The sequence below is a fragment of the Corynebacterium pyruviciproducens ATCC BAA-1742 genome (genome assembly GCF_000411375.1).
Classification (GTDB): Bacteria; Actinomycetota; Actinomycetes; order Mycobacteriales; family Mycobacteriaceae; genus Corynebacterium; species Corynebacterium pyruviciproducens.
The window spans coordinates 350,150-373,129 of the sequence record NZ_KE150446.1; the positions used below are offsets into that span (position 1 = coordinate 350,150).

The window sequence follows — 22,980 nt, forward strand, 5'->3', positions numbered from 1 at the left end:
GGCTTGGTGGTGGGCTCGGTCGGCTTGGTGGTGGGCTCGGTCGGCTTGGTAGTGGTTGTTTGCTTCTTCTTAACCACGACCTTGACGTTGATTTCATCCGTCGAGTTATCGGGGTAGTGAACGGTCACGGGGATCGTCACGCTACTGCTATCACCGAGGGATGCCGAGGGGTAGATCTTGATGAGGCCCGTTTTCTCCTCAACGGCGAAATCCAGCTTCGTCGGATCAGAAGACTTCGGGGCGTGGAAAGAAGTTCCCTCGGGGAGGTCCGTATCGCCCTCTAGCTTTACCTGCTTATTTTCGCCGGCAGTCACCTGCACCTCAGACGGGTACGCAGGCGCGTACTTGTTGGCATACTTCTGCTCCGGCTTGTCCTTATCGTACGGCGGAACAGGCTTCGTCAGATCAGTCTGGGCAACGAGCTTGACCGAAATCTGGTCCACTGAGTTATCGCTGTAGCGGACAGTGACAGTGCGCTGGACCCACGCGCCGGCGGCCAAGGTCTTATCAGGATTGACAGTGATCTCACCGGTGTTCTCGTTGATGCGGTAGTTGAACTTGCTCGCTTCGTCGGCTCCACTGATGGAGAACTTTGTCCTCTGCGGCACCTTCGATGTCAGCTTGATAGGTGACGATGTGCCGATCTTGACGTTCTGGATGAGCTCGCCGTAGGACGGATCGTACTCAGCAGCGAGATTTCCCGTTTCGCCCTGCTTAATGAAGACCTTCACGGTGGCGGCTTCGTGAGAGCCGTCGGTGTAGACAACGACTGGATGCCACTCGTAGTACACATTCGGCCTTGCTGTTTCCGGCACAGTAATGGTGAATGTGCCGTCCTTGCTTATCTCCGGGGATACCTTCCAGCCTTTATTCACCTGCGGGGCGCGAACCTCGCGTACATTGGTGAGAGGCGTGGAAAGCGCAATTTTTACGCTGCCACCGGGGAGCACCGATACGTCACCGTACTTCGGGTTCTCCCTGTCCGCGATGGGATTATCGGGCTGTGCGACCGTCATAGTGGCAAGAGCGGTGTCCGACGTGCCGTCGGGGTATTTCACAACAAAAGCTAGGGGCTTCTTGGTGCCCACGACGGAATCAGCGGGGGCAGTGACTGTCCAGTTGCCATCCTTGGACAATTGAGAGGTCCATCCCTCAAGATTGCCCTGCGCAGCAGTGAAAGTGGTGCCCTCGGGGAAGTCCTTATTAGCCACACTGAATGTGACCGACTTACCTGGTTGAACGTCCTTTTCCACCTTGGCGGGTTCAAAGCGGCCATTCATTGGGTTATCCGGCTGGGCCACGTATACGGTCACCGGAATCTTACCCACAACGCTGTGGTCTTTCTTTCGGACGGTGAAGTCAAAGTGCCGCACCATGCCTTGGTCGGTTCCCTTGGGAACCGTCACCGTCACCACGTTGTTTTCGGTTGTCGAGGTCCAGTGATAATTCTGATCCACGCCCTCGCCGATATTGAACGTGATGTAGTAGCCCTCAGGGAGTGGCTTTGTGATCGTGGGCTTGAGTACGTTGTCTTTGCCCGCCTGAACGGTGGCAACGGGCGTGTCCTTCCCATCCAACTTCAGCGTGGTCGTGGCGTAGCTCACGCCATCCCACACGGGGGTGTTTTCGTTCGCTGTATTTTGCGCGGTGGCGTGAGGTAGAACCGTTGCTGGAGCTACCACAGCGCCGGTGACCGCCAGGGACGTGGCCGTGAGCAGGCCAAGCATGCGCTGTTTAGCTGAAAATCTCTTAGATTTCATACTGCCGAGTATAAAGCTTTTTTGCCAGTTGCATGGGGGGATTGTGCGACTGCACCCTCATGCGCGGTTGATTCGCACCATACTTTCTATTACGGCGGGTTGAAACACCAATGGGGAAGGCGAACACAGGGGGAGAAAGCGGGGTGGGCCCCGCGGGAGCCCCGTTGCACTTGGTGGAAAGCGGAGAACGGTGTTTTGTGGTTTTCGTGCCTTTTCGCTGTTCGGGCCGAGGATACCGGAGATTTGCCAGTCTGAGGTGTCGGTGGTTTTAGCCAGGCTCCGGGCCGGAACTTCATAGGGGAGGGGGGCAGACTTCGCGCGCTGTTAGGCGTGACGCCAAAAAAGTCCGGCCGGAGCCGGACTTCTTGCGTGCAGTTGTGCAACCTCGGCCTGCCCGAGCGGGGCAGGCGCGTCAGGGAGTTTACTTAGTGCTGATCTAAGGCGTAGAACTGAGCGCTCATCGCCGGGATGTGGATGCACACGGAGTGATCGCAACCATCCCACGGGCGCTCGTCGGACTGTGCCTCGAACTCGAGGAAGTTGCCGGCACCCTCGTACACGTCCTCGTCGGTATTGAGGATGCGCTTCCACACGCCGGGCTCGGGGACACCGACGGTGTAGTTCGGCTGCGAGTACCCGCCGAAGTTGAATACGCACAACACCTTGGAGCCATCGTCGCCGGTGCGAACGAAGGCGAGGATGTTGTTATCGGCATCGTCCGCCTTGATCCAGCGGAAGCCCTCGGTCTGGAAATCCTGCGTGTAAAAGGCCGGGTTATCGGTGTACACGGAGTTCAAATCGTGGGTGAGCTTTTGAATACCACGGTGGTATTCGCCCTCCCAGCCATCCATATCAGCCCAGTACAGGGAGTCGGACTCGTTCCATTCGCCCACCTGGCCAAACTCCTGCCCCTGGAAGAGCAGTTGCTTGCCGGGGTGGCTCCACATGAAGGCGAGCAGGGTACGCAGCCCCGCGGCCTTGTTCCAGGCGTCACCGGGCATCCGCTGCCACAGGGTGCCCTTGCCGTGAACCACCTCGTCGTGGGAAATGGGCAGAACAAAGCGCTCACTGTAGTGGTACACCATGGCGAAGGTGACCTCGTTGTGGTGGTAGGAGCGGTGAATCGGGTCGTGGCCGAAGTACTCCAACGTATCGTGCATCCAACCCATGTTCCACTTGAAGGTGAAGCCCAAGCCGCCGTTGGAGGTGAAATCCGTGACGCCCGGCCAGCTGGTGGATTCCTCGGCGATGGTGACGATTCCCGGGTGCAGCTTATGCACCGTCGCGTTCATCTCCTGGAGGAACTGGACCGCCTCCAAGTTTTCGCGCCCACCGTACTGGTTAGGTGCCCATTCGCCGTCCTCGCGCGAGTAGTCGAGGTACAGCATGCTCGCCACGGCATCCACGCGCAGGCCGTCGATGTGGAACTGATCCACCCAGTACAGTGCGTTGGCAACGAGGAAGTTGCGCACCTCGTTGCGGCCGAAGTTGAACACGTACGTGCCCCAGTCCTTCTGCTCGCCGCGGCGCCAGTCCGGGTGCTCATACAGCGCGGAACCGTCGAAGCGGGCGAGGGCCCACTCGTCCTTGGGGAAGTGCGCGGGGACCCAGTCCATGATGACACCGATACCACGGGCGTGGAAGGCGTCGATAAGCGCACGGAAATCGTCGGGGGAACCAAACCGGGAGGTGGGAGCGTAGTAGCCGGTGACCTGGTAACCCCACGAGCCACCGAACGGGTGCTCGGAGACGGGCAGGAACTCAACGTGGGTGTAGCCCATGCCGTCGACGTAATCGACGAGCTCATCGGCGAGTTGCTGGTAGCTTAAGCCCTGCTTCCAGCTGCCCAGGTGCACCTCGTAGATGCTCATCGGTTCAGTGGTGGGGGAGTTGTGGGAGCGAGACTCGACCCACTCCCCGTCCTTCCACTCGTAATCCGAGCTGGTGACCACAGAGCCGGTCGCCGGCGGAACCTCCGCCTGGCGGGCCATGGGATCCGCCTTGTCCAGGCGCTCGCCGGAGGCGGTGTGGATCGCGTACTTGTACACCGTGCCCTCGGCAACGTCAGGGATGAAGATCTCCCACACGCCACTGCTGCCCAGCGCCCGCATCGGGTACTGGGACGGGTTCCAGCTGCAGAAGTCGCCGATGACAGCAACACCCTTGGCCGATGGTGCCCACACAGCGAACGAGGTGCCGGTTACCGTTCCGTGCTCCGTTTCGTAGGAGTGGACGTGCGAGCCCAACACCTCCCACAAGCGCTCGTGGCGGCCTTCGCCGATCAGGTAAATGTCCTGGTCACCGAGTGTGGGCAGGAAGAAGTAGGGGTCGGCCTTCTCCACGGCGTCGATGAGCGGGTACTTGACACTGAAGCGGTAGTCGCGTGGGGTGCCGTCATCGAGGTGGATGGCCCAAATGTCGTCGCCGAGCAACTCCATGGGGTGACTGTCGCCGTCGATAAGCAAGAACACGCCCTCGGCGCCCACCTGACGCGTCCGGACCACCGCACCGTCATCGGTGGTGTGGAAACCGTAGTGGTCGTGGGGGCAGTAGTGCTGGCACCGGCGCAGAAGATCGAGGTCGGGCTCGGGGATTCCTAGAGACTGCATAGTGAAAAAATTCCTCTCAATCTATCTCCACGCAAGGGGTGCGCGGCGCTCGGGGGCAACGGTGGGAAGTTTAAAAATGTGGGCCACGTTCTTGAACGGTTCGAGGCGGACGTAGTTCACCTTGGAGAACTCGTAGTCCTCGCCCGAGATGAGGTCGTGGACGGGGAACGTTGCGCTCTCGTCCAAGCCAAGCGCATCCATGTCGAGAGTGAGCATCCCGGACTGCGCGTAGTGGGAATCGAGGTTCACCACGATGAGCAGGACGTTTCCGGTCTCTGGATCGACCTTGGAGTAGGCAAGCATCTGATCGTTGGTGAGCTCGTGGAAGTGAATGAAACGGAGCTGCGCCAGGGCGGGGTTCTTGCGCCTGATGAGGTTGAGCAGCCCGATGTAATCAGACAGGTTGTCCTGGCTGAAGTCGCGCGAGCGAAGCTCGTACTTCTCCGAGTGCTTGTACTCCTCCGAGCCGGGTGCCACGGCCTCGTGCTCGAACAGCTCGAAGCCGGAGTAGATGCCCCACACCGGGCTCATCGTGGCGGCCAGTGTGGCGCGGATGGCGAACATTGCCCGGCCGCCGTACTGCAGGCTTGCGTGGAGGATATCCGGCGTGTTGGTGAACAGGTTGGCGCGGGACACGTCCGCCATGCTGGAAATTTCCGTGGCGAACTCGGTGAGCTCGCGCTTGGTTGTCTTCCACGTGAAGTAGTTGTAGCTCTGGCTGAATCCCACCTTGGACAGTCCATACATGCGCGGTGGGCGGGTGAACGCTTCAGCGAGGAAGATGACCTCGGGGTGCTCGGCGTGGATCTCGGAGATCAGCCAGTGCCAGAAGTTCGCCGGCTTGGTGTGGGGGTTATCCACCCGGAACGTCTTCACACCGCGGCGAATCCACAGCAAAACCAGCTCAAGGATCTTGTTGTAGATCGTCTTGCGCGCGTTATCAAAGTTGAGCGGGTAGATATCCTGGTACTTCTTCGGCGGATTCTCCGCAAAGGCGATGGTGTTGTCGGGCAGAATGGTGAAGAACTCGGGGTGCTCCTTCGCCCACGGGTGATCGGGAGCGCACTGGAGGGCGAGGTCGATCGCGATCTCCATGCCGAGGTCCTCGGCGCGCTTGACCAGCGCCTCAAAATCCTCCACGGTGCCCAACTCCGGGTGCACCGCCTCGTGTCCGCCCTCGTCCGAACCGATGGCCCACGGGGAGCCCACATCGTCCGGCTCGGCGATGAGGGTGTTGTCCTTGCCCTTGCGGTTCACCTTGCCAATGGGGTGGATGGGGGGCAGGTACACCGTGTCAAAGCCCATCTCCTTGATGCGGGGGAGCTCCTCCGCGGTGGTGGCAAAGGTGCCGTGGATGGGCTTCCCGTTCTCGTCCAGGCCGCCGGTGGAGCGGGGGAAAATCTCATACCACGAGGAGACGAGGGCCTTGCGGCGCTCCACAAAGATCCTGAACTCGGTGGTCCGGGTGAGGAAGTGGCGCAGCGGCGGGGCCTTCTTGGTTTCCTCCATGGCCTTGTGAATCTTGTCCGCCAGCGGCGCATCGGAGTGGAGGAGTGTGACAACATCGGTGAGGCCGGCTTCGGTGCACAGGCGTGCGCCGATCTCGATATCGTTGGCCATCTCCTCCTCTGACTGGCCAGCGTCGAGTTTGGCTTCTACGTTATGGCGCCAGCTCTGCATGGGGTGGTCCCACCCCTCGATGCGGAAGCTCCACATGCCCATCTGATCGGGCACGAACAGTGCGTTGAACTTGTCGGGTTCCTCCTCCCGGGCCACCATAGGGATGGCGGTTTCGTGCCCGTGGGGGTCCGTGACAACGCAGGTTGCGCCGACGGCATCGTGTCCCTCCCTCCAGACGAGCGCGAAGATGGGGATTACCTCACCAACAGTGCCCTTAGCTGGATAGGACCCGCAGTTAATTACAGGTCGGATGTCATCTATGGCAATGCGTCCAGTCATAGTTCATAGCCTAGTGAAAATTACTCTTCCGTATGTGGTTTACGGGATTTTTCTCCGTCGTTCGCAACACGCCGCTCGCCGAGGCATCCGGACGGTTCGTCGCTCTCACGGGCGCTGGCGGATGCTCGGGGCGGGCCGCGGCACGCCGGTGCATCGAGCCAGCACAGAGTGGCACCCGGCGTGCCGGGTCCTCGGTATGGCCCGTATCCCCGGGGGGACTGAGGAGGCTGCGGCGGGCTGTGCGTCGCGTTGCTCCCACACGGGAGGTGGTTTTTGGGCCATGATAGGAAGTGTGAACGACTACAACCCAGATCTCGTCATTGACTTCTCCGATGTCACCTTCGCCCGCGACGGGCGCACGCTGTTAGGGCCGCTTACGTGGCAGGTAGAACTGGACGAGCGGTGGGTTGTCATCGGCCCCAACGGTGCCGGCAAGACCACGCTTATGAGGATCGCCGGGGCCTCCGATTTCCCCTCCTCTGGCACCGCCTTCCTCATGGGGGAGCAGCTGGGCAAGACGGATATGCGGGACCTCCGCGCGCAGATCGGCATCAGCTCGACGGCCGTCGCCCAGCGCATTCCGCCAAAGGAGAAGGTCGCCGATCTCGTTATTTCTGCCGGTTACGCCATCCTCGGCCGGTGGCGCGAGGAGTACGAGGAGATGGACTACAACCAGGCCATCGACATTTTGGAGCAGGTCGGCGCCCTTCACCTGCGTGATCGCACGTGGGGGACGCTGTCAGAGGGTGAGAAGAAGCGCGTCATGATCGCTCGCGCCCTCATGATCAACCCTGAGTTGTTGCTTCTCGACGAACCGGGTGCCGGCCTCGACCTCGGTGGCCGGGAGGATCTGGTGCAGTTCCTCGCGGACCTGGCCGCCGACCCCGATGCCCCCGCCGTGGTGATGGTCACCCACCACGTGGAGGAGATCCCCGCCGGCTTCACTAATGCTTTGCTTCTCGACGAAGGGGAGGTGGTCGCCCAGGGGCCCATCGACGAGGTCATCACCGCGAAGAATCTCACCACTTGCTTCCACCAACCGATTGCCCTGGACAAGATCGACGGGCGGTTCTTCGCGCGGCGGCTGCGTCGTGGTGGCACCCACCGCTCTCCACTCGCCTCGGACAAAGACTAGAAGCCCCGCTAGGCCATGGCATTCAGCCCTGAGGAAGTAGTCTTTTGCGCCACACACGCGGACGAGATCGCCGATGCGGCCCACCGGGTGGGGCTAACACCCACAACCGCCATCGCCGATGCCGAGTACCTGAAGAAGCGGTTCGGCGAGTTCGGTAGGTGCGTAAGCGAGCTTCTGCGCGCCCGCGTCGTGGGCGCTCGCAAGGGGCTCCCCGCCCACTGGATCTACCCGCTAGAAGCCGCCGAGCAGGCCACCCCACCCGCCGTCACGGCAGAGCGCCAGCGACGAATCCGGGAATTTTTCCCCACCCAGCTGGTGCACGATCTCACCACCTCCATCGGCACGGAGATCGCCAATGGAGACCCTCAGCGCACAAAGAGCGCCGGCGGGGCGACCGCAGCCAAAGAAACCAACGGTGACGGGAGGAACACGGACGGGCTCCATCCAACCCCGTTTTCCGGTACGCCGGTTATCGGCAGCGACCTTGACCTGGCGCGCGTCATGTGCGCTCGGTACAACACGGGGCGGCCGGTGTTTGTTGCCGATGCACTTGCGCACACATCGTTGGCCCCCGTGTGCATCGCCGACCCCGCCAGGCGCGCGGGCGGGCGCAGGATCCCGCGCCCGGAGGAGCTGCTCCCGCCGTTGCCGGATCTCATCGCCGCGCACCGTGGGCAGGAGCTCGCCGTGAAGTGCGCGCCGGGAATCGACTACTCGGGCTGGGAAGGTCTGGTCTCCGTGACGAGCGTCGACGGTGGCGTAAAGGAAGTGTGCCTTTTTACCCCGGGGCTCTCCGGTGGCGCGCGCCGGGAGGCGGTAATCATCCGCGGGCAGCGGGTTGTCGACCGCATCACCTGCTCGGCCGATCCCGCAGATGTCGCGCCCAATGACCTGGTAAGAGAGCCAGGCCGGTTCATCATCGACCCGGATGGCGCCATCGTGAGGGCGGGACTCGTGTCCCAGTTTGCCGTTCGTGAGGGCTTGTGGATGCTCGATCACCGCATCGCCCACCTCACAGGTGACTCGATACCCGCCGGGTACAGCGGCTTTGAGGTGTTGGATGAGGTGCCACTGAAGAAGTTGAAAAAGGCCCTCGCCCCGTACCACCCGGGCGCGTTGGAGATTCTCGTCCGCGGTGTGGACCTCAACCCGGACCTCCTGCGCAAGAAGCTGAAGCCCACAGGGGACAGGTCCATAGGCATCGTCGTCACCCGGATTGGCAAGACCGCCTCAGCCTTCATCTGTGGCCCGCGTCAACGGGCGTGACCCGGTAGCCCTCGCGCCACTCACGCGGAACACACAGAAACTATCTGGATCCGGTGCGGTGCGCACAACATCCATATATATCCCGTGTGGAGCACGCAGCATCTATATGAATAAAGCATCCTCGTAGTTGCAGGCCTATTGCGCGTGTGGGCTAATGAGACGGCAGAGGCGAATGCTGCACGAAATCTGGTGCGAATGTGGTGCGAATATGGTGCGGGTAGGGAAAGCTGTAGTGCGCGCACAGTCGAATGCGGTGCTGCCTGGAGGAGGGTGCTGCGCGGGGAAAGCGGGCGCGGTGCGAGCAGGTAACAAAGTGCGAGAACGGGGACGAAGAGCAGCAACGGGGTCGGAACGCGAGAATAGGGACGAGGCGCGAGAACAGGGACAAGGCGCGAGAATGGGGACGTGGTTCCAAATCGCGGGAGTTGTACAGCAGGCGCACGGGGACGCGCATTGCTCAATGAAGCCGTTAATAGCAGCGTGTGTAACCAGCAGAGCGCGGTGCATGGGGGAGTTACTCGCAGCGTCGTTTCCGGCATCAAGTAGACTAGTTAGACTATTTAAACCGAACTAGATAGTTCATTGTTGGATGCGGTAGTTTTGTAACGATTGTTCGCGTGCATAATTGATTGCGTGTGATCTCGCGTTAGACTCTCTAAGACAGTGAATCCATGACAGACGTGAATGTACAGACGAAAGGTGTGAAGATGCCTGCGATTGCAGTGCTTGTTAAGCACGTGCCGGACACATGGTCCGAAAAATCCTTGGAACCCGATTTCACCCTCCAACGCGAGGGCGTGGATGAGGTGCTCGACGAGGTGAACGAGTTCGCCGTCGAGCAGGCCCTACGGCTGAAAGAACAGCTCGAAGGTTCCGAGGTTGTCGCCGTCACCGTGGGCCCCGAGCGGTCCACTGAGGCGCTGCGCAGGGCCATCGCCATGGGGTGTGACCGGGCAATTCTTGTCGCTGACGACGCTATCGCCGGCGCCGATGTACTTGGCACCACGTGGGTTCTCACCAACGCACTGAACACCATCGAGGATCTCCAGCTCATCGTGTGTGGATCCGGTTCCTCCGACGGTGCGATGGGTGCTATCCCCGGGCTGCTATCCGAGTACCGCCAGGTACCAGCACTTACGTACTGTGTCGAATCCTCGATCGGGGGCAACACTCTTTCGGCCAAGCGCGTTACCAACGCGGGGGTCACCGAGCTGTCCGCGTCGCTTCCCGCCATCCTCTCCGTGACGGACAAGGCAGCGGCGCCACGCTTCCCCAACTTCAAGTCGCTGGCGGCGGCAAAAAAGGCGGAGATCCCCACGCTCACGCTTGCCGATCTCGGAGTCGAGCCGACCCAGGTGGGACTCAATTATTCGGCTACCGTTGTCCAGAATGCGGAAGTGCACCCGCCGCGTGAGCAGGGCGAAATGATCTACGATCACGGCCAAGGGGCTGCCGCCATCGCGGATTACCTGGAACAAGAGAACCTGATCTAACAAGGAGTGATGAAAAACTATGGTGTACGTACTTGCAACAGACTCCTCGCGGATCAACGGTGAGCTCATCACCGCGGCTCGCGTTCTGGGTGACGTGACGGCTGTTGTCGTTGGTTCGCTCCCCGCCGACGCGACGGACGCTTTGGCTACTCAAGGAGCCAAGACGATCATCCGCGCGCCGTTTACGGGCCAGCGCCTCGTCATCCCCGAGGTGGATGCGCTGAGCATTCTCGCCTCGCAGACCCCTGGTCCGATCGTCATTTCTAGGTCGGAAGAGGGCAACGAGATCGCCGGTCGGTTGGCTGCCCGGTTGAGCTCCGGTGTTCTCACCGATGTTGTCGCGATCAACGCGGATGGTACCGCCCGTGGGTCGATCTTTGGCGACAAGATTGGGACCACCCTTGCCGTGGGTGGAACGAGCCCCATCTACACGCTGCGCGCGGGCGTTGTCGAGCCCGTCAACCAGGAGGCCGATGGCACGCTCATGGACCTCGCCCTGCCTGAGGCCGGAGTCCTCGACCCCACCGTGGTGAGCTTCACTCCGCACACCCCGGGCGCACGGCCCGCGCTGCCGCAGGCTGATGTGGTGGTCTCCGGCGGCCGTGGCGTGGGTTCGGCGGAGGGCTTCACCGAGCTGGTCGAGCCTCTCGCCGATCTCTTCGGTGGTGCAGTTGGTGCCACCCGTGATGCCGTGGATGACGATTTTTACCCGGCCGAGTACCAGGTGGGTCAAACCGGCGCAACCGTCTCCCCGGAGCTGTACATCGCGCTCGGCCTGTCGGGTGCTATCCAGCACACCTCGGGCATGCAGACCTCAAAGCGCATCGTGGTGATCAACCAGGACGAGGACGCACCCATCTTCCAAATCGCCGATATCGGCGTCGTTGGTGATGTTAACGAGATCGTCCCGGCCCTCATCCAGGAGATCACTGATCGCCGCAAAGCCAAGGGATTGACCTCCTAAAGGGATGTAGCCACATCCATGTTTCTCCCCGTCAGCGTTTCCACGCCGTGCTGTTCCCCGCGTTGCGGGGACGAGGGGAGAAATTTTTTTGGCCCAGCAAGATACAACTCGGGCGCGTTCTGGGCAGTGGTGGAAACTCTCGCCGGGCATGTATGTCCGTGGAGTCGGCTCGGTCCTTGCGTTGAGGGCAATTGGCATCGGCACAGTTGCAGTAGCTACGCACAGTGAGGGGAATTGTGTCGAAGTGATCGGGGGCCCGATAGGAGGGGAGGGGCGAGGAAGCGGAAGTCACGCACGGCGCTCATAATCCTGTGATACATGCCAAAGATCTGGCTGGGTATTGAGAGAGTCACAATGACGGTACAGTGATCTCATCATGGGAAAGCGAGAAGAAAACCGGGCGAAGAGGGAACAGGCCGTGCTCCAGGCCGCCCGCAATGTTTTCCTCAACAACGACTATGAATCGGTGACCACGGCCCAGCTGGCAGCTGCATCGGGGATGTCCACAGGCACGTTTTTCCGTCATGCTGGTTTCAAAGCCGAACTGTTGATCTCCGTCTACACGGAAGTGGTCGAGCACGGGCTCGAGGCTGAGGAGGCGCTTCCTGATTCCGCAGGCTTAGTGGAGCGCGCCCATGCGCTCATTGACCCGATCGTGGAGGCGATGGAGGAGTCGCGCGACAACATGCTGGCGTTCCAGTGGGAAGTGCTGTTCGGCACGTCGACGGGGCCACGCAGGGAGCACGCCATCATGCTCATCCGGGATTTTGAGCGGCGCATCTATGCGTTCGCTCTTCGCCGTGGCCTGGGCAAGGATGCCGCCCGTCAGGTGGCAGCGAGTATCTACGCCATCATGTACATGGAGCTCGTCCGTGTCACTATCGATCGCGACGAGGCAAAATACATGAGGAACAGGCTTCATGAGCAGATTTCGTTTATCGCAGAGGGAATGAAGCTGTAGCGACGATTCGCGCCGCCTTCGGCCCGTTTTGCGTGTGTCCTTGAAATCGGTGGGGGCGCGGTGGTCCTCCGGGTGTATTGGCCTCCGTTGCACTAAAACGTAAGCGTTGGCCCCTTGTTTTGGCCCGCGGTTGTTGGTAACCAGCTTCTCGCGCACTGGTTTGCCCTATTGTTTTTCGCCCGCCGCTGTTGGTGACCAGTTCCTGGCGCACTGGTTTGTCCGCGGCTTTTGTGCCGCCGTTCTTGCCTTCCAGCTTTCGGCTTGCTGTTTTGCCCTAAAGCTGCGACGACCAGCGTCATGAAACGGTGACCGAACCAGCAAACGGTGATCGAACCAGCAAACGGTCACCAGCACTAAGAAGCAGTGCTCACAACTCTCCTAAATCAGGACTCGCGCCCCACGCAGGCGAACTGCAATCGCGCCGTCGGTCCTGCTTCCATGTAACAGAAAAGGACGAAGGATCCCGGTATAAAGAAAGCCAGTGGCAAGGATTCACCGATGTGCTTTCCGCGCGTCGTCGTTCCGGGGTGCTCGTGCGTGGGTGTTGATGTGGTTTTTGTCCCGGACTTTGCGCAGCAGCTAGCTAGCCCAGGAACGCATTTCGCTCGCGTTTTTACACCCTATGAGCAGCGCTGTGTTCACCGGCGGGCGGCGGTGACTGGATGCCCCGAGCAGCATTTTGCTGTGCGATGGGCAGCAAAAGAAGCCTTCATCAAGGCGTGGAGTGCCTTTATTGCCCCGGCTCCGCCACCTCTTGCACCTGAAGAGGTCTGTTGGTCCGAGATTGAGGTGCGAAACGATGCTAATGGGCGGCCGAGCCTGCACCTTCGGGGTGACATTGCCCGGCTCGCGCCGTCCGATGTGTCGTGGGACGTCTCGTTGAGCCACGGTGGCGATTATGCGGTGGCAGTTGTTGTGGCGCAGAGGGAAGTGGGCGACGGAATTCCCACGTAAACGAGTTCCCTGCGGAGTGCCGCAGGCTGCATGCTGATTTAGCCGGAACCGTGGGGCTGCAGGACTAGTACAGACTTCGGACATTAGCCGGTGCGAAGCGGTCCCGGGACTAAGCGTTAGTCAAAGCGACGGCTGCAATTGTGATTGAGATTGGCAGCCGGGGAAAGGCGAAGGCCACAGTGGATCGAATACGACCACTGTGGCCTTTGTTGAATGATTCGGTGTGGCTCGAAGCTATCGGTAATGGTGCACCGATTCTTGGCTTCTCACGGGTGCTGCTCTTACCCCGAGGCGGGGCGCTGAACGGCTACCGGCATCTAATGGTTTAGGCGGGCACTGCCATGATGAGAACAGACTGGAACAGCACGCCAGCCGCCATGAGACCACCGAGAATAAGCGATATGCGACTCATTTCTCCTCTTCCCTCTACAAGCTAACTGATGGTGTTGCACGGTTGTTGCTCAAATAGTTGAACAATCTTTCCGGGCCGGATGATTACAATACACTTTTTTGTGCCGTTGTCCAGCCCGTCTCGCACTTTTTGCCAAAGAAAAAATACACCAATACTGAGCGTCCCTAAAAAGTGATTATGGTTGCTGGTGAAGGGTGTCCGTTGTGCGGTCACTGTGGGCGCATTCCAATGTGGGAAAGGCGGCAACCTGTGAAAAATGTGCGGCTGGGACAGCGGTTATGAGGCGGGTGAAGCGGGTCGGACGGGACGCGAAATTGCCCTTGGGCGAACGGATACGGGCGGGGGAGGGAGAGGATTGCCAATTAGGAGAGTGAAGCAGACTAGAATAGCCACGGAAGATTAGCCAAATTTAATGCAAGGAAGGCCCTCCCCCTCATGGATGCACGCTTCGCAGTCCGACGCAAACCACAATTCCGCGACGAGGAGCGAGCACTGCTCTCAACGCTGAACAACCTCGCCAGAGTTCACCTGGATTCGGTGCAGATCATCAACGTGTACGACGTTTTCGGCGCGACCGACGCGGATCTGGAAGCCCTGAGCTCCTCCGTTGTATCGGATGATCGCGTCGATGATGAGCTCACGGAGCAACAGCTGACTGAGCTCCTCAACGAAGCACCGAGCTTCCTCGCTGTGGAGCCGCTTCCTGGCCAGTACGATCAGCGTGCTGACGCGGCCAACCAGGCCCTGCGGCTAGTCCAGCCTGAAACGGATGCCACGATCTACTCGGCAGTTCTCTACGTTTTCGCACCGGCACCGTCCGATGAGGCGCGTGCGGCGATTCGCAGCTTCCTCATCAACCCCGTGGAGTCTGGTGAAAAGAACATGCAGGTTCTCCAAGCTCCGGCCACGGGTGCGGTGGAACCCTTGCGTCAGTATCCGGGCTTTAACGAGCTTGAGGAGGACGGGCTTGAGGCGCTCATTAAGGAGCGCGGGATGGCGATGAGCTTGGCTGATCTGGAGACAATCCAGGCCTACTTCCGTGAGGAAGGTCGCACGCCGACCGATGTTGAGCTCTCGGTATTGGATACGTACTGGTCGGATCACTGCAGGCACACCACGTTCAACACGCAACTTACGAACATCGCTAATGAGGGCGGACGGTTCAGCGAGCAACTCGATCGTGCTCTTCGCCGTTACGAGGAGCTGCGCGAAGCCAATGGACGCACCGCAAAGCCCCGCACACTCATGGACCTTGGCACGATCATGGGGCGTGAGCTTCGTCGCACCGGTGTCATGGATGACCAAGAGGTTTCCGAAGAGATCAACGCTTGCTCCGTGTATGTCAACGCGAGGAAGCCCGTGGATTCACGTGCTTCCGAGGTGGTTGTGGGTGAGCGTGCTTCCGAGCGAAGCGAGGAAGCACCCTGGCTCTTGATGTTCAAGAACGAGACGCACAATCACCCGACAGAGATTGAGCCGTTCGGTGGGGCTTCGACGTGCCTGGGCGGAGCGATCCGTGATCCCCTTTCCGGGCGTTCGTGGGTGTACCAGGCTCTGCGCCTGTCCGGCGCAGGTGACATCAACACGCCGCGGGAGAACACCCTGGAAGGCAAGCTCCCGCAGGCGGATATTTCCGCCCGAGCTACTGCCGGCTACTCCAGCTACGGCAACCAGATCGGGCTTGCGACGACGAATGTGCGCGAGTTCGTTCACCCGGGCTACGTGGCCAAACGAATGGAGCTGGGCGCGGTTGTTGCCGCAGCCCCGGTGGAAAACGTCAAGCGTCTGGATCCTCAGGCCGGTGACGTGGTCATCATCCTCGGTGGTCGCACGGGCCGCGACGGTATCGGCGGTGCCACGGGTTCGTCCAAGGCACACGATGATCACTCGCTGAGAACCTCCGGCGCCGAGGTGCAAAAGGGTAACCCCGTCAACGAGCGGAAGATTCAGCGTTTGTTCCGCAACCCCGAGGTAGCGCAGATGATCGTGCGTTGCAACGACTTCGGTGCCGGCGGCGTTGCGGTGGCGGTTGGTGAACTTGCCGATAGCCTCGATATTCACCTGGAGCGCGTGCCGCTGAAGTACGCGGGACTAAATGCTCGTGAGATCGCCATCTCTGAATCCCAGGAGAGGATGGCCGTTGTCGTGCGGCCGGACGACGCATCCCGGTTTGTCGAACTTGCACAGATCGAGAACCTCGAGGCGACTCAACTTGCAGAAGTCACCGACACGGGCCGCCTGCGGATGTTCCTGGGAGACGAGAAGGTTCTCGATCTTTCACGCTCCTTCATTGATACCAACGGTGCCGACCGTGAGCAGGATGTTGCCATGGTGGACGTGCCGATGGAAACGGCCAGCCCGCGCCCGGCGAGTGTCGCCGAGGCTCTGGCAACACCTGCTGGAGCATCGCAGGAAGGCATGGTTGAGCAGTTCGACTCCACCGTGGGCAGGTCCACCGTGCTCATGCCGTTCGGCGGAGCCACGCAAAAGACTTTTGAGATGGCCTCTATTCAGGCCCTCCCGGTGCCCGGTGGCACGTCCACCTCATCGGTGATGACGTACGGGTTCAGCCCGCAGCTCGCCAGTGACTCGCCGTTCCTCATGGGCGCGTACTCCGTGGTGGAGGCTCTCGCCCGTCTCACCGCCGCCGGTGCCGATCCCACTACCGCGTGGCTGACCGTACAGGAGTACTTCGAGCGGCTGGACCAGGTTCCGGAGCGCTGGGGCCAGGTCACGCAGGCCCTCCTTGGCCTTCTCGAGGCCCAGGATGCTTTCCAGGTTGCGGCCATCGGTGGCAAGGACTCTATGAGCGGAACCTACGGCGAGGATCTCCATGTTCCGCCGACTCTTGTCACCTTCGCCGTCGCGACGATGGACGATTGCGACGCGATAAGCGCCGCGATCCCCGCACCCGGTATGGATGTGTACCTCATCGCTCACACCCCGCTGGCTTCCGGCGAACCGGATTACGACACACTGCGTGACAACTTTGCTGCGTTCACCGAATTCGCCCGCAGTGGGGCTGTACAGGCAGCCTCCGCCGTCACCCAAGCCGGACTCGGCGCGACCATTGTCAACATGGCTGCCGGTAACGGTGTGGGCTTTGAGTCCGCGCCGGATGCGGACGTTGACTGGGCACAAGGAGCCCTCGGTGGCATCGTGTTCGCCGTAGAGCAGGGCGCATCCGTCCCTCGCAACGTACAGCTCCTCGGCCACACCACAGAGGACGGGAAGCTCATCTTCGGCGCTGAGACAATCACCCTCGATAAGGCAGCAGAGGTCAGCGAAGCACGGTACCGCACCGTGTACCCGCTCAATACTGCGCGCGGTGACGTACTGCCGGAGTTTGCCACGGTGCTCCCTGAACCCTCCTCAACGCACGAAACGGCGGCCGAGGAGGGTGCAGCAGCGTCGAGCGTCTCTGCCCACGGCACCGTCAGTGGTCCGGCTCCCCACGTGCTGCTGCCCGTGTTCCCAGGCACCAACTCGGAATACGACATGGCCGAGGCCTTCCGGGCGGCCGGCGCGACGACAGAATTCCTTGTCATTCGCAACCTCACCCCTGCCATGCTGGAGGAAGACACAAGGGCATTTGTGGAGAAGCTCTCCGGCGCGCAGATTCTCGCGTTTTCGGGCGGGTTCTCGCTCGGCGATGAGCCCGACGGCTCCGCCAAGTTCATGGCCGCTTTCCTGCGCACGCCCGAAGTGGCCCGTGCCGTGGCCAACTTTGTTGCCGGCGATGGCCTCGTCCTCGGCATCTGCAACGGTTTCCAGGCGCTGGTGAAGAGTGGCTTCCTGCCCTACGGTGATCCGGCGAAGCTCACCGAGACCTCGCCCACGCTGGCGCACAACCTCCAGTTGCGCCACGTGTCCCGGATTGCTACAACACGCGTTGCCTCGGTGGATTCCCCGTGGCTGTCCAGTTTCGTACCGGGCCAAACACATCTCATCCCGGTGTCCCACGGTGAGGGACGGTTCGTGGTGAGCGAGGAGGAGGCGCGCGCGCTGTTCGCCTCGCACCAGGTGGCGTTCCAGTACGTCGATGAGAACGGAACGCCAACGATGGATGCGCCCGCGAACCCAAACGGTTCCAGCTACGCCATCGAAGGCATCGTGTCCCCCGATGGTCGCATCCTGGGCAAGATGGGGCACCCGGAGCGCTTCCGCGAGGGGCTCATGAAGAATATCCCCGGAATCTACTCGCAGGATATCTTCCTCAATGCCGTTAACTACTGCAAGGCTCAATCACGGTAGTCCCGGAGCGAATCAGCATCACCCCACCGGCCGGCCTGGTGGTCTGCCGGTAGGGTGACGGCACGCCGTCCTAGATGACGGCGTGCATGTGGGAGCGATGGCGCAGCTGCGGCGCATCTACCGGCACGTTCTCCGGTGGGTGCGCCGCATTTTCCACCCACCGCGTGCACCACTATCCTCGTCTGTATGACGCAACGGCATTACTTTGACCACGCGGCAACCACCCCGATGCGCCGCAGCGCGATAGATGCGTGGGTGGAACACGCAGACGTGCTCAACCCGGGTGGAACCTACGCCTCGGGGCGGCGGGCACAATCTGTTCTCGCCCAGGCTAGGGAGATTGTCGCCGAGGCGCTGGGATGCGAACCCATCGAGGTCATCTTCACAGGTTCCGGCACCGAGGCCGATAACCTCGCCGTGCGTGGGTTTGTCAACGCGGCAGTAGCCAAGGGCGAGACCCCGCAGGTGGTGACCACCCCGATCGAACACCCCGCGGTGCGCGAAACGGTGCAGGCGCTGAGCAGAAGCATCGGCGGACTCGTGGTGGACTACCTCCCGGTTTCGTCCTCCGGCCACGTGGGGGATCTCTCGGCGCTCAACGCGCCGGCAACAGTTGCCGCAGTGATGTGGGCAAATAATGAAACCGGTGCCATCCAACCGATCGAGGATGTGGCGGCCCAGTGCCAGACGACGGGAACGCCACTGCACGTGGATGCGGTCCAAGTGGTTGGCCATCTGCCCGTCGATTTCTCTACGCTCGGTGCAACCACCCTCGCCGCCAGCGCCCACAAGTTCGGCGGTCCGCGCGGAGTGGGATTACTGCTAACCAAGCGGTCACCGGTACCCGCGCCGGTTCTCACCGGCGGCGGACAACAGCGAGGCATCCGCCCGGGCACGCAGGACGTGGCCGGGGCCATCGCAACGGCCGTCGCTCTCAAGGAAGCGGTGGGAGAGATCGACGAGGAGAAACAGCGTCTCACCGAACTCACCGCACGGTTGAAGCAGGGGCTGGAGGGGAGCGTCGACAAGCTAGAGATTTATACGCACAGCCCGCACCTTCCGGGCCACCTCTTTGTCAGCTTCCCCGGCGCGGAAGCCGACTCACTCATCATGCTGTTCGATTCCCTGGGGATCGAGGTCGCCGCGGGCTCAGCATGCTCCTCGGGCGTCAACCGGGCGTCGCATGTGCTGGAGGCAATGGGTGTGGAGGAGAAGACCTCCCGCGGTGCCATCCGCTTCACGCTCGGCCGGACCACCACCGACGAGGACGTGGATTACCTCCTTGCGCAGGCCCCAGGCGTGGTGGAACGCGCGCGTAGAGCCGGGATGGCGTAGGCAGCCACCGGCAACCTGTGCCGCACTGGTATGAGGGGAATACGCGCGTCTTTGATCCCCGGAGCTTTCACGTGGCGGCATCTCAGTCCTATACTGACAAGCCGGTAAAGTCCCAAGGGAATAACGCGGGAACAAAGAATGTTGAGGTAGACCGTGAGAGTTCTAGCAGCAATGAGCGGGGGAGTGGACAGCGCGGTGGCCGCCGCCCGCGCGGTGGAGGCAGGCCACGAGGTTGTCGGCGTCCACCTGGCGCTGTCGCGTGACCCGCAATCCGTCCGTGAGTCGTCCCGTGGCTGCTGCTCCCTGGAGGATTCCGCCGACGCGCGCCGGGTATGTGACAAGCTGGGAATTCCCTTTTACGTGTGGGACTTTTCTGATCGCTTCAAGGAAGAAGTTATCGATGACTTCATTGACTCCTACGCGATGGGGGAGACCCCCAACCCGTGCCTGCGCTGCAACGAGAAGATTAAGTTCCGGGCGCTGTTGGAGCGGGGCCTGGCGCTCGGCTTCGATGCCGTTGCCACCGGCCACTACGCCACCATCGACGAGAATGGCTACCTCCGCCGCTCCGTCGATCCCAACAAGGACCAGTCCTATGTCCTCGGCGTGCTCACCGCCGACGAGCTAGCGCACTGTTACTTCCCGGTGGGCAATACGGAGAAGCCGCAGATCCGCGAGGAAGCCGCCCGGCACGGTTTTTCCGTGGCAAAGAAGCCGGATAGCTACGATATTTGTTTCATCCCAGATGGCAACACCAAGGCGTTTTTAGGGAAGAACATCGGCATGCGCCCGGGTGCCATCGTGGATGAGGAGGGCCGCAAGCTGCAGGATCACGACGGCGTGTACGGGTACACCATTGGCCAGCGCAAGGGGCTCAACATCCGCGTCCCCGCCAAGGACGGACGGCCCCGCTACGTCACGGACATCGATGCCGCTACCGGCACCGTTGTCGTGGGGCCGAGGGAACACCTCGCCGTCCATACCATCATCGCGGATCGTCTGAAGAAGCTGCACCCGGCATTCGACGGCGAGTTTGAGGCCGAGGTGCAGGTACGCGCCCACGGCGAGGTGGTGCCGTGCCAGGCAGCCATCTCCGGCGACACCATGACGCTGACGTTGTCCACGCCCCTTTCTGGCGTTGCCCGTGGTCAGGCAGCTGTGATCTACCTACCAGATCCGGACGGTGACATCGTGCTCGGCTCCGGCACGATCTGCGGTACGGTGCACTAGTGGTCGCGTTCGGGGTCGGTGAGGTCACCGCCGCTACGTTTGCGGAGGCCTGCGATATCGTCATCAGCGAGACGGGAGACCTCCCCCATATCCCGCAGTTCTCCACCCGCGGTCCCTGGTCCGATCCGGTGGGACGGACGACTTCGCTTCTCGACGGCCTGTACGTGGACGTTCGCTCCCGGGGCTGGGTAGTCACTGCACGGGGGAGCAGAGCAGGTACGAGGGCACGGGACCTCCTGCGCCGTGACGTGGATATGTGCGAGGAGTTGTGGCCCTCGAGAATTGGCACCGTCAAGGTCCAGTGCCTGGGTCCGTGGTCGATGGCCACAGCCATGGAGATGAGCAACGGGCACCTGGTGCTCAGCGACGCGGGCGCTGTCCGCGATGTGGCGGAAGCGCTCACCGCAGGGGTCATCGCCCACGCACGCGACGTGCAGCGCAGGTTCTCGGCGGACACCGTGGTGGTGCAGGTTGATGAGCCGTACCTCAATGACGTGCGCCGTGGCGGGATCGAGGGCACGAGCGATTTTGACACGCTTCCTCCCGTGCACATAGATGAGCTACAAAAGATTCTCTTTCCGCTTTATGAGGTGTGTGAGTCGCAGGGGTTCACCCCCATCATCAACGAGCGTGGGTACGCACCCGTGTGGGATCTCGTGCCCGACGGCGGGGCGCTCATTGATGTGGCCACAATTACTTCGTCGCGCGACTTGGATGCCGCTGGCATGGCGCTGGAATCTAGGTTCAGTGGCGACAACCGGTGCGCGGTGTCCACAGATCGGGTCAACCTCGAGCGGGTGTGTAGCGAGCTTGGTCAGGACCGGGGGATCTTCGATGTGTACGCAATCGGGGGTGCCACGGAGTACGCCGAGGCGTACGGGCTGGATAGGTATATTCACTAGCTTCTGTGTTGCCCGCTGTCCAACGCGCGGTGCCGAATTGTCCTGCGTTATTAAAGTTTCATTAACTAAGAAAAGTTTATCTCATAGTATGATCGGCGCTAGATTGCATGTGTGCTTATCTGTTTCTCAGGCTACGGTAGTGTGTAGCTAGCCGGTGCTGGTTACCTGGTGTGCGGGGGAGTGGAGCGGCACATTTTTCACTTGTTTTAACCTGGTTTAACCAGTATAACGATATTATTAGGTACGAAATTGAATCGTGGCGGTAATCACTTTCTTAGCGGATTATTAGTTTCCACCCTTTTGGAATGGCCGGTAGGGTGTAGTTATTTGCCCAGTTTATTAGGACTAAGAAGTGAATAGATACGGTTATTGTGGGGGTGAAATCATGTATCTTTAGGGGGTAACGAAGAGGAAAATTGTATGGAGAATGAAAGCTGAGATAAATATGAAAGCTTACTTATGTTGGAAACGGGTGTGGACGGATGGATGGTATCTAATAAAAGGGCTGGCCATAAGGTCATTAGCGGAGGCGATGTGCCGCGTCTGAAGGGTTGCCGCTCTTATGGAGTTGTGTTTTAATAATGCGTGCAATGTGTAAATTCTTAACGTCCTGTAAGTTTTATTTCTAAGTCAATACTTTCACGACGTTTATTGGAGGTCATCATGACAACAACCCCTAAGGAGAAGCAGAGCCTGTTGAAGCGCCCCGGCTTTCGCCTTGTCGTAGCTACGGCTACGTCTCTTTCGGTTGTCGCTGGCGTCACCGTAGCGCCACACAACCCCATCGTGTCGGTTTCGCAGGCGGCTCCTCGCCTGGATCAGAATGTACCGGAAGGTTACGACAAAGAAACCTTCGTGTACTACGTTAACGCCTCCCGGAATCACGGCCCCATCCGCGTGCTTCCGGGCGAGCGTTACGGCATTCCGATCGATCTCAACCAGAAGATGCCGGAGCAGCCCAACGGCTTTGTGAGCCCCACAACCAGTAACTGGCAGATGTGGAGCCCGAAGGACGTACCACTCACTGAGACGTGGGGTCCTACTCCCGCTGACGGCGGTCAGCCCACGTGGGGCGATATCGAGCCTGAGCGCAAGGTCGCGGCGCGCAACCTTCTGGCGATGTTGCTGGATGACTACGTTAACGGTTACTTTGAGGCCGCCGTTGAGAAGGAATCGATGCTCGGAATCCTTCTCGGTATCACCACGAACCATCAGCGCGAGTGGGTTAGCGGCTACATGTCGAATTCCCAATTCAAACAGCGCTTTGAAGCGTGGACGGGCTACCGTCTCTCTAACGTCGGCGACGACAAGGTGACCTACACGCTCGTTAAACCAGTGGAGCTTCGCAAGGATGCCCCCGAACTGCGGGTGATCAACCCTAAGGGGTCCGATCCTCAGAACTACAACGCGATGTCAAGGTACACGACTAAGAACTCTCGCGTGCTTGTTCTCCCTTTGAAGGAAGCGTTGGAGAAAAAGAAGCAGGAGGAGACCAATCCTGCCGATCCCACTGAGCCCACAAAGCCTTCAGATGATGCCAACAAGGATTCTGACGGTGACGGTCTGACCGATGCTCAGGAAAAGATCCTTCACACCGATCCGAATAATCCGGATACTGATGGTGACGGCCTCAAGGACGGTGAGGAAGTTTTCACGACCCACACCGATCCGAATAAACCGGATACCGATGGTGACGGCCTCAAGGACGGCGAAGAGGTCAATAAGTACGGCACCGATCCGAATGAT

The 22,980-nt window shown here is 60.7% G+C and carries 13 protein-coding genes and 1 pseudogene; 11 read left to right on the plus strand and 3 right to left on the minus strand.

The genetic code is table 11. The annotated features are described in order from the left end of the window. From HMPREF1219_RS01660 to HMPREF1219_RS01670, 3 genes are all read right to left on the minus strand, one after another. On the minus strand, positions 1-1,760 hold a 1,760-nt coding region (locus tag HMPREF1219_RS01660), incomplete at its 3' end, for a Rib/alpha-like domain-containing protein (protein ID WP_211212597.1). A gap of 425 nt (positions 1,761-2,185) precedes the next feature. Continuing rightward, positions 2,186-4,369, minus strand: coding sequence for a 1,4-alpha-glucan branching protein GlgB (glgB, locus tag HMPREF1219_RS01665; RefSeq protein ID WP_016457275.1), 2,184 nt, complete (start codon positions 4,367-4,369; stop codon positions 2,186-2,188). Positions 4,370-4,390: 21 nt separating this feature from the next. Then, positions 4,391-6,328 carry an alpha-1,4-glucan--maltose-1-phosphate maltosyltransferase gene (locus tag HMPREF1219_RS01670; RefSeq protein ID WP_016457276.1) on the minus strand — a complete coding sequence of 646 codons (1,938 nt, stop codon included), beginning with the start codon at positions 6,326-6,328 and terminating at the stop codon, positions 4,391-4,393. Positions 6,329-6,608: 280 nt separating this feature from the next. On the opposite strand from HMPREF1219_RS01670, the gene HMPREF1219_RS01675 reads away from it, so the two are divergent. The 11 genes and pseudogenes from HMPREF1219_RS01675 to HMPREF1219_RS13040 all read left to right on the plus strand — a co-directional run. Then, the gene (locus HMPREF1219_RS01675; protein WP_016457277.1) at positions 6,609-7,463 is read left to right on the plus strand and encodes an ABC transporter ATP-binding protein; all 855 of its coding nucleotides are present in this window, start codon (positions 6,609-6,611) and stop codon (positions 7,461-7,463) included. 15 nt (positions 7,464-7,478) lie between these two features. Beyond that, complete coding sequence (locus HMPREF1219_RS01680; RefSeq protein ID WP_016457278.1) at positions 7,479-8,729, plus strand: THUMP-like domain-containing protein; 1,251 nt, start codon at positions 7,479-7,481, stop codon at positions 8,727-8,729. A 707-nt stretch (positions 8,730-9,436) separates the two neighbouring features. Continuing rightward, on the plus strand, positions 9,437-10,222 hold the full coding sequence (locus HMPREF1219_RS01685) for an electron transfer flavoprotein subunit beta/FixA family protein (protein WP_040427078.1): 786 nt from the start codon (positions 9,437-9,439) through the stop codon (positions 10,220-10,222). 19 nt (positions 10,223-10,241) lie between these two features. After that, a complete protein-coding gene (locus tag HMPREF1219_RS01690; protein ID WP_016457280.1) occupies positions 10,242-11,186 on the plus strand; it encodes an electron transfer flavoprotein subunit alpha/FixB family protein in 945 nt (314 codons plus the stop codon). 376 nt (positions 11,187-11,562) lie between these two features. Continuing rightward, on the plus strand, positions 11,563-12,147 hold the full coding sequence (locus HMPREF1219_RS01695; protein ID WP_016457282.1) for a TetR/AcrR family transcriptional regulator: 585 nt from the start codon (positions 11,563-11,565) through the stop codon (positions 12,145-12,147). Positions 12,148-12,645: 498 nt separating this feature from the next. Further along, a complete protein-coding gene (acpS, locus tag HMPREF1219_RS12415; RefSeq protein ID WP_016457283.1) occupies positions 12,646-13,101 on the plus strand; it encodes a holo-ACP synthase AcpS in 456 nt (151 codons plus the stop codon). A gap of 847 nt (positions 13,102-13,948) precedes the next feature. Next, complete coding sequence (locus HMPREF1219_RS01700) at positions 13,949-17,767, plus strand: phosphoribosylformylglycinamidine synthase (RefSeq protein WP_016457284.1); 3,819 nt, start codon at positions 13,949-13,951, stop codon at positions 17,765-17,767. 186 nt (positions 17,768-17,953) lie between these two features. Beyond that, the gene (locus HMPREF1219_RS01705) at positions 17,954-19,102 is read left to right on the plus strand and encodes a cysteine desulfurase family protein (RefSeq protein WP_040426748.1); all 1,149 of its coding nucleotides are present in this window, start codon (positions 17,954-17,956) and stop codon (positions 19,100-19,102) included. Positions 19,103-19,255: 153 nt separating this feature from the next. Further along, on the plus strand, positions 19,256-20,332 hold the full coding sequence (gene mnmA, locus HMPREF1219_RS01710) for a tRNA 2-thiouridine(34) synthase MnmA (RefSeq protein ID WP_040426750.1): 1,077 nt from the start codon (positions 19,256-19,258) through the stop codon (positions 20,330-20,332). Next, the gene (locus HMPREF1219_RS01715; protein ID WP_016457287.1) at positions 20,332-21,234 is read left to right on the plus strand and encodes a uroporphyrinogen decarboxylase/cobalamine-independent methonine synthase family protein; all 903 of its coding nucleotides are present in this window, start codon (positions 20,332-20,334) and stop codon (positions 21,232-21,234) included. The genes mnmA and HMPREF1219_RS01715 overlap by 1 nt, the downstream gene beginning before the upstream one ends. A 663-nt stretch (positions 21,235-21,897) precedes the next feature. Further along, positions 21,898-22,980, plus strand: a pseudogene (locus tag HMPREF1219_RS13040) (thrombospondin type 3 repeat-containing protein); the annotation flags it as partial.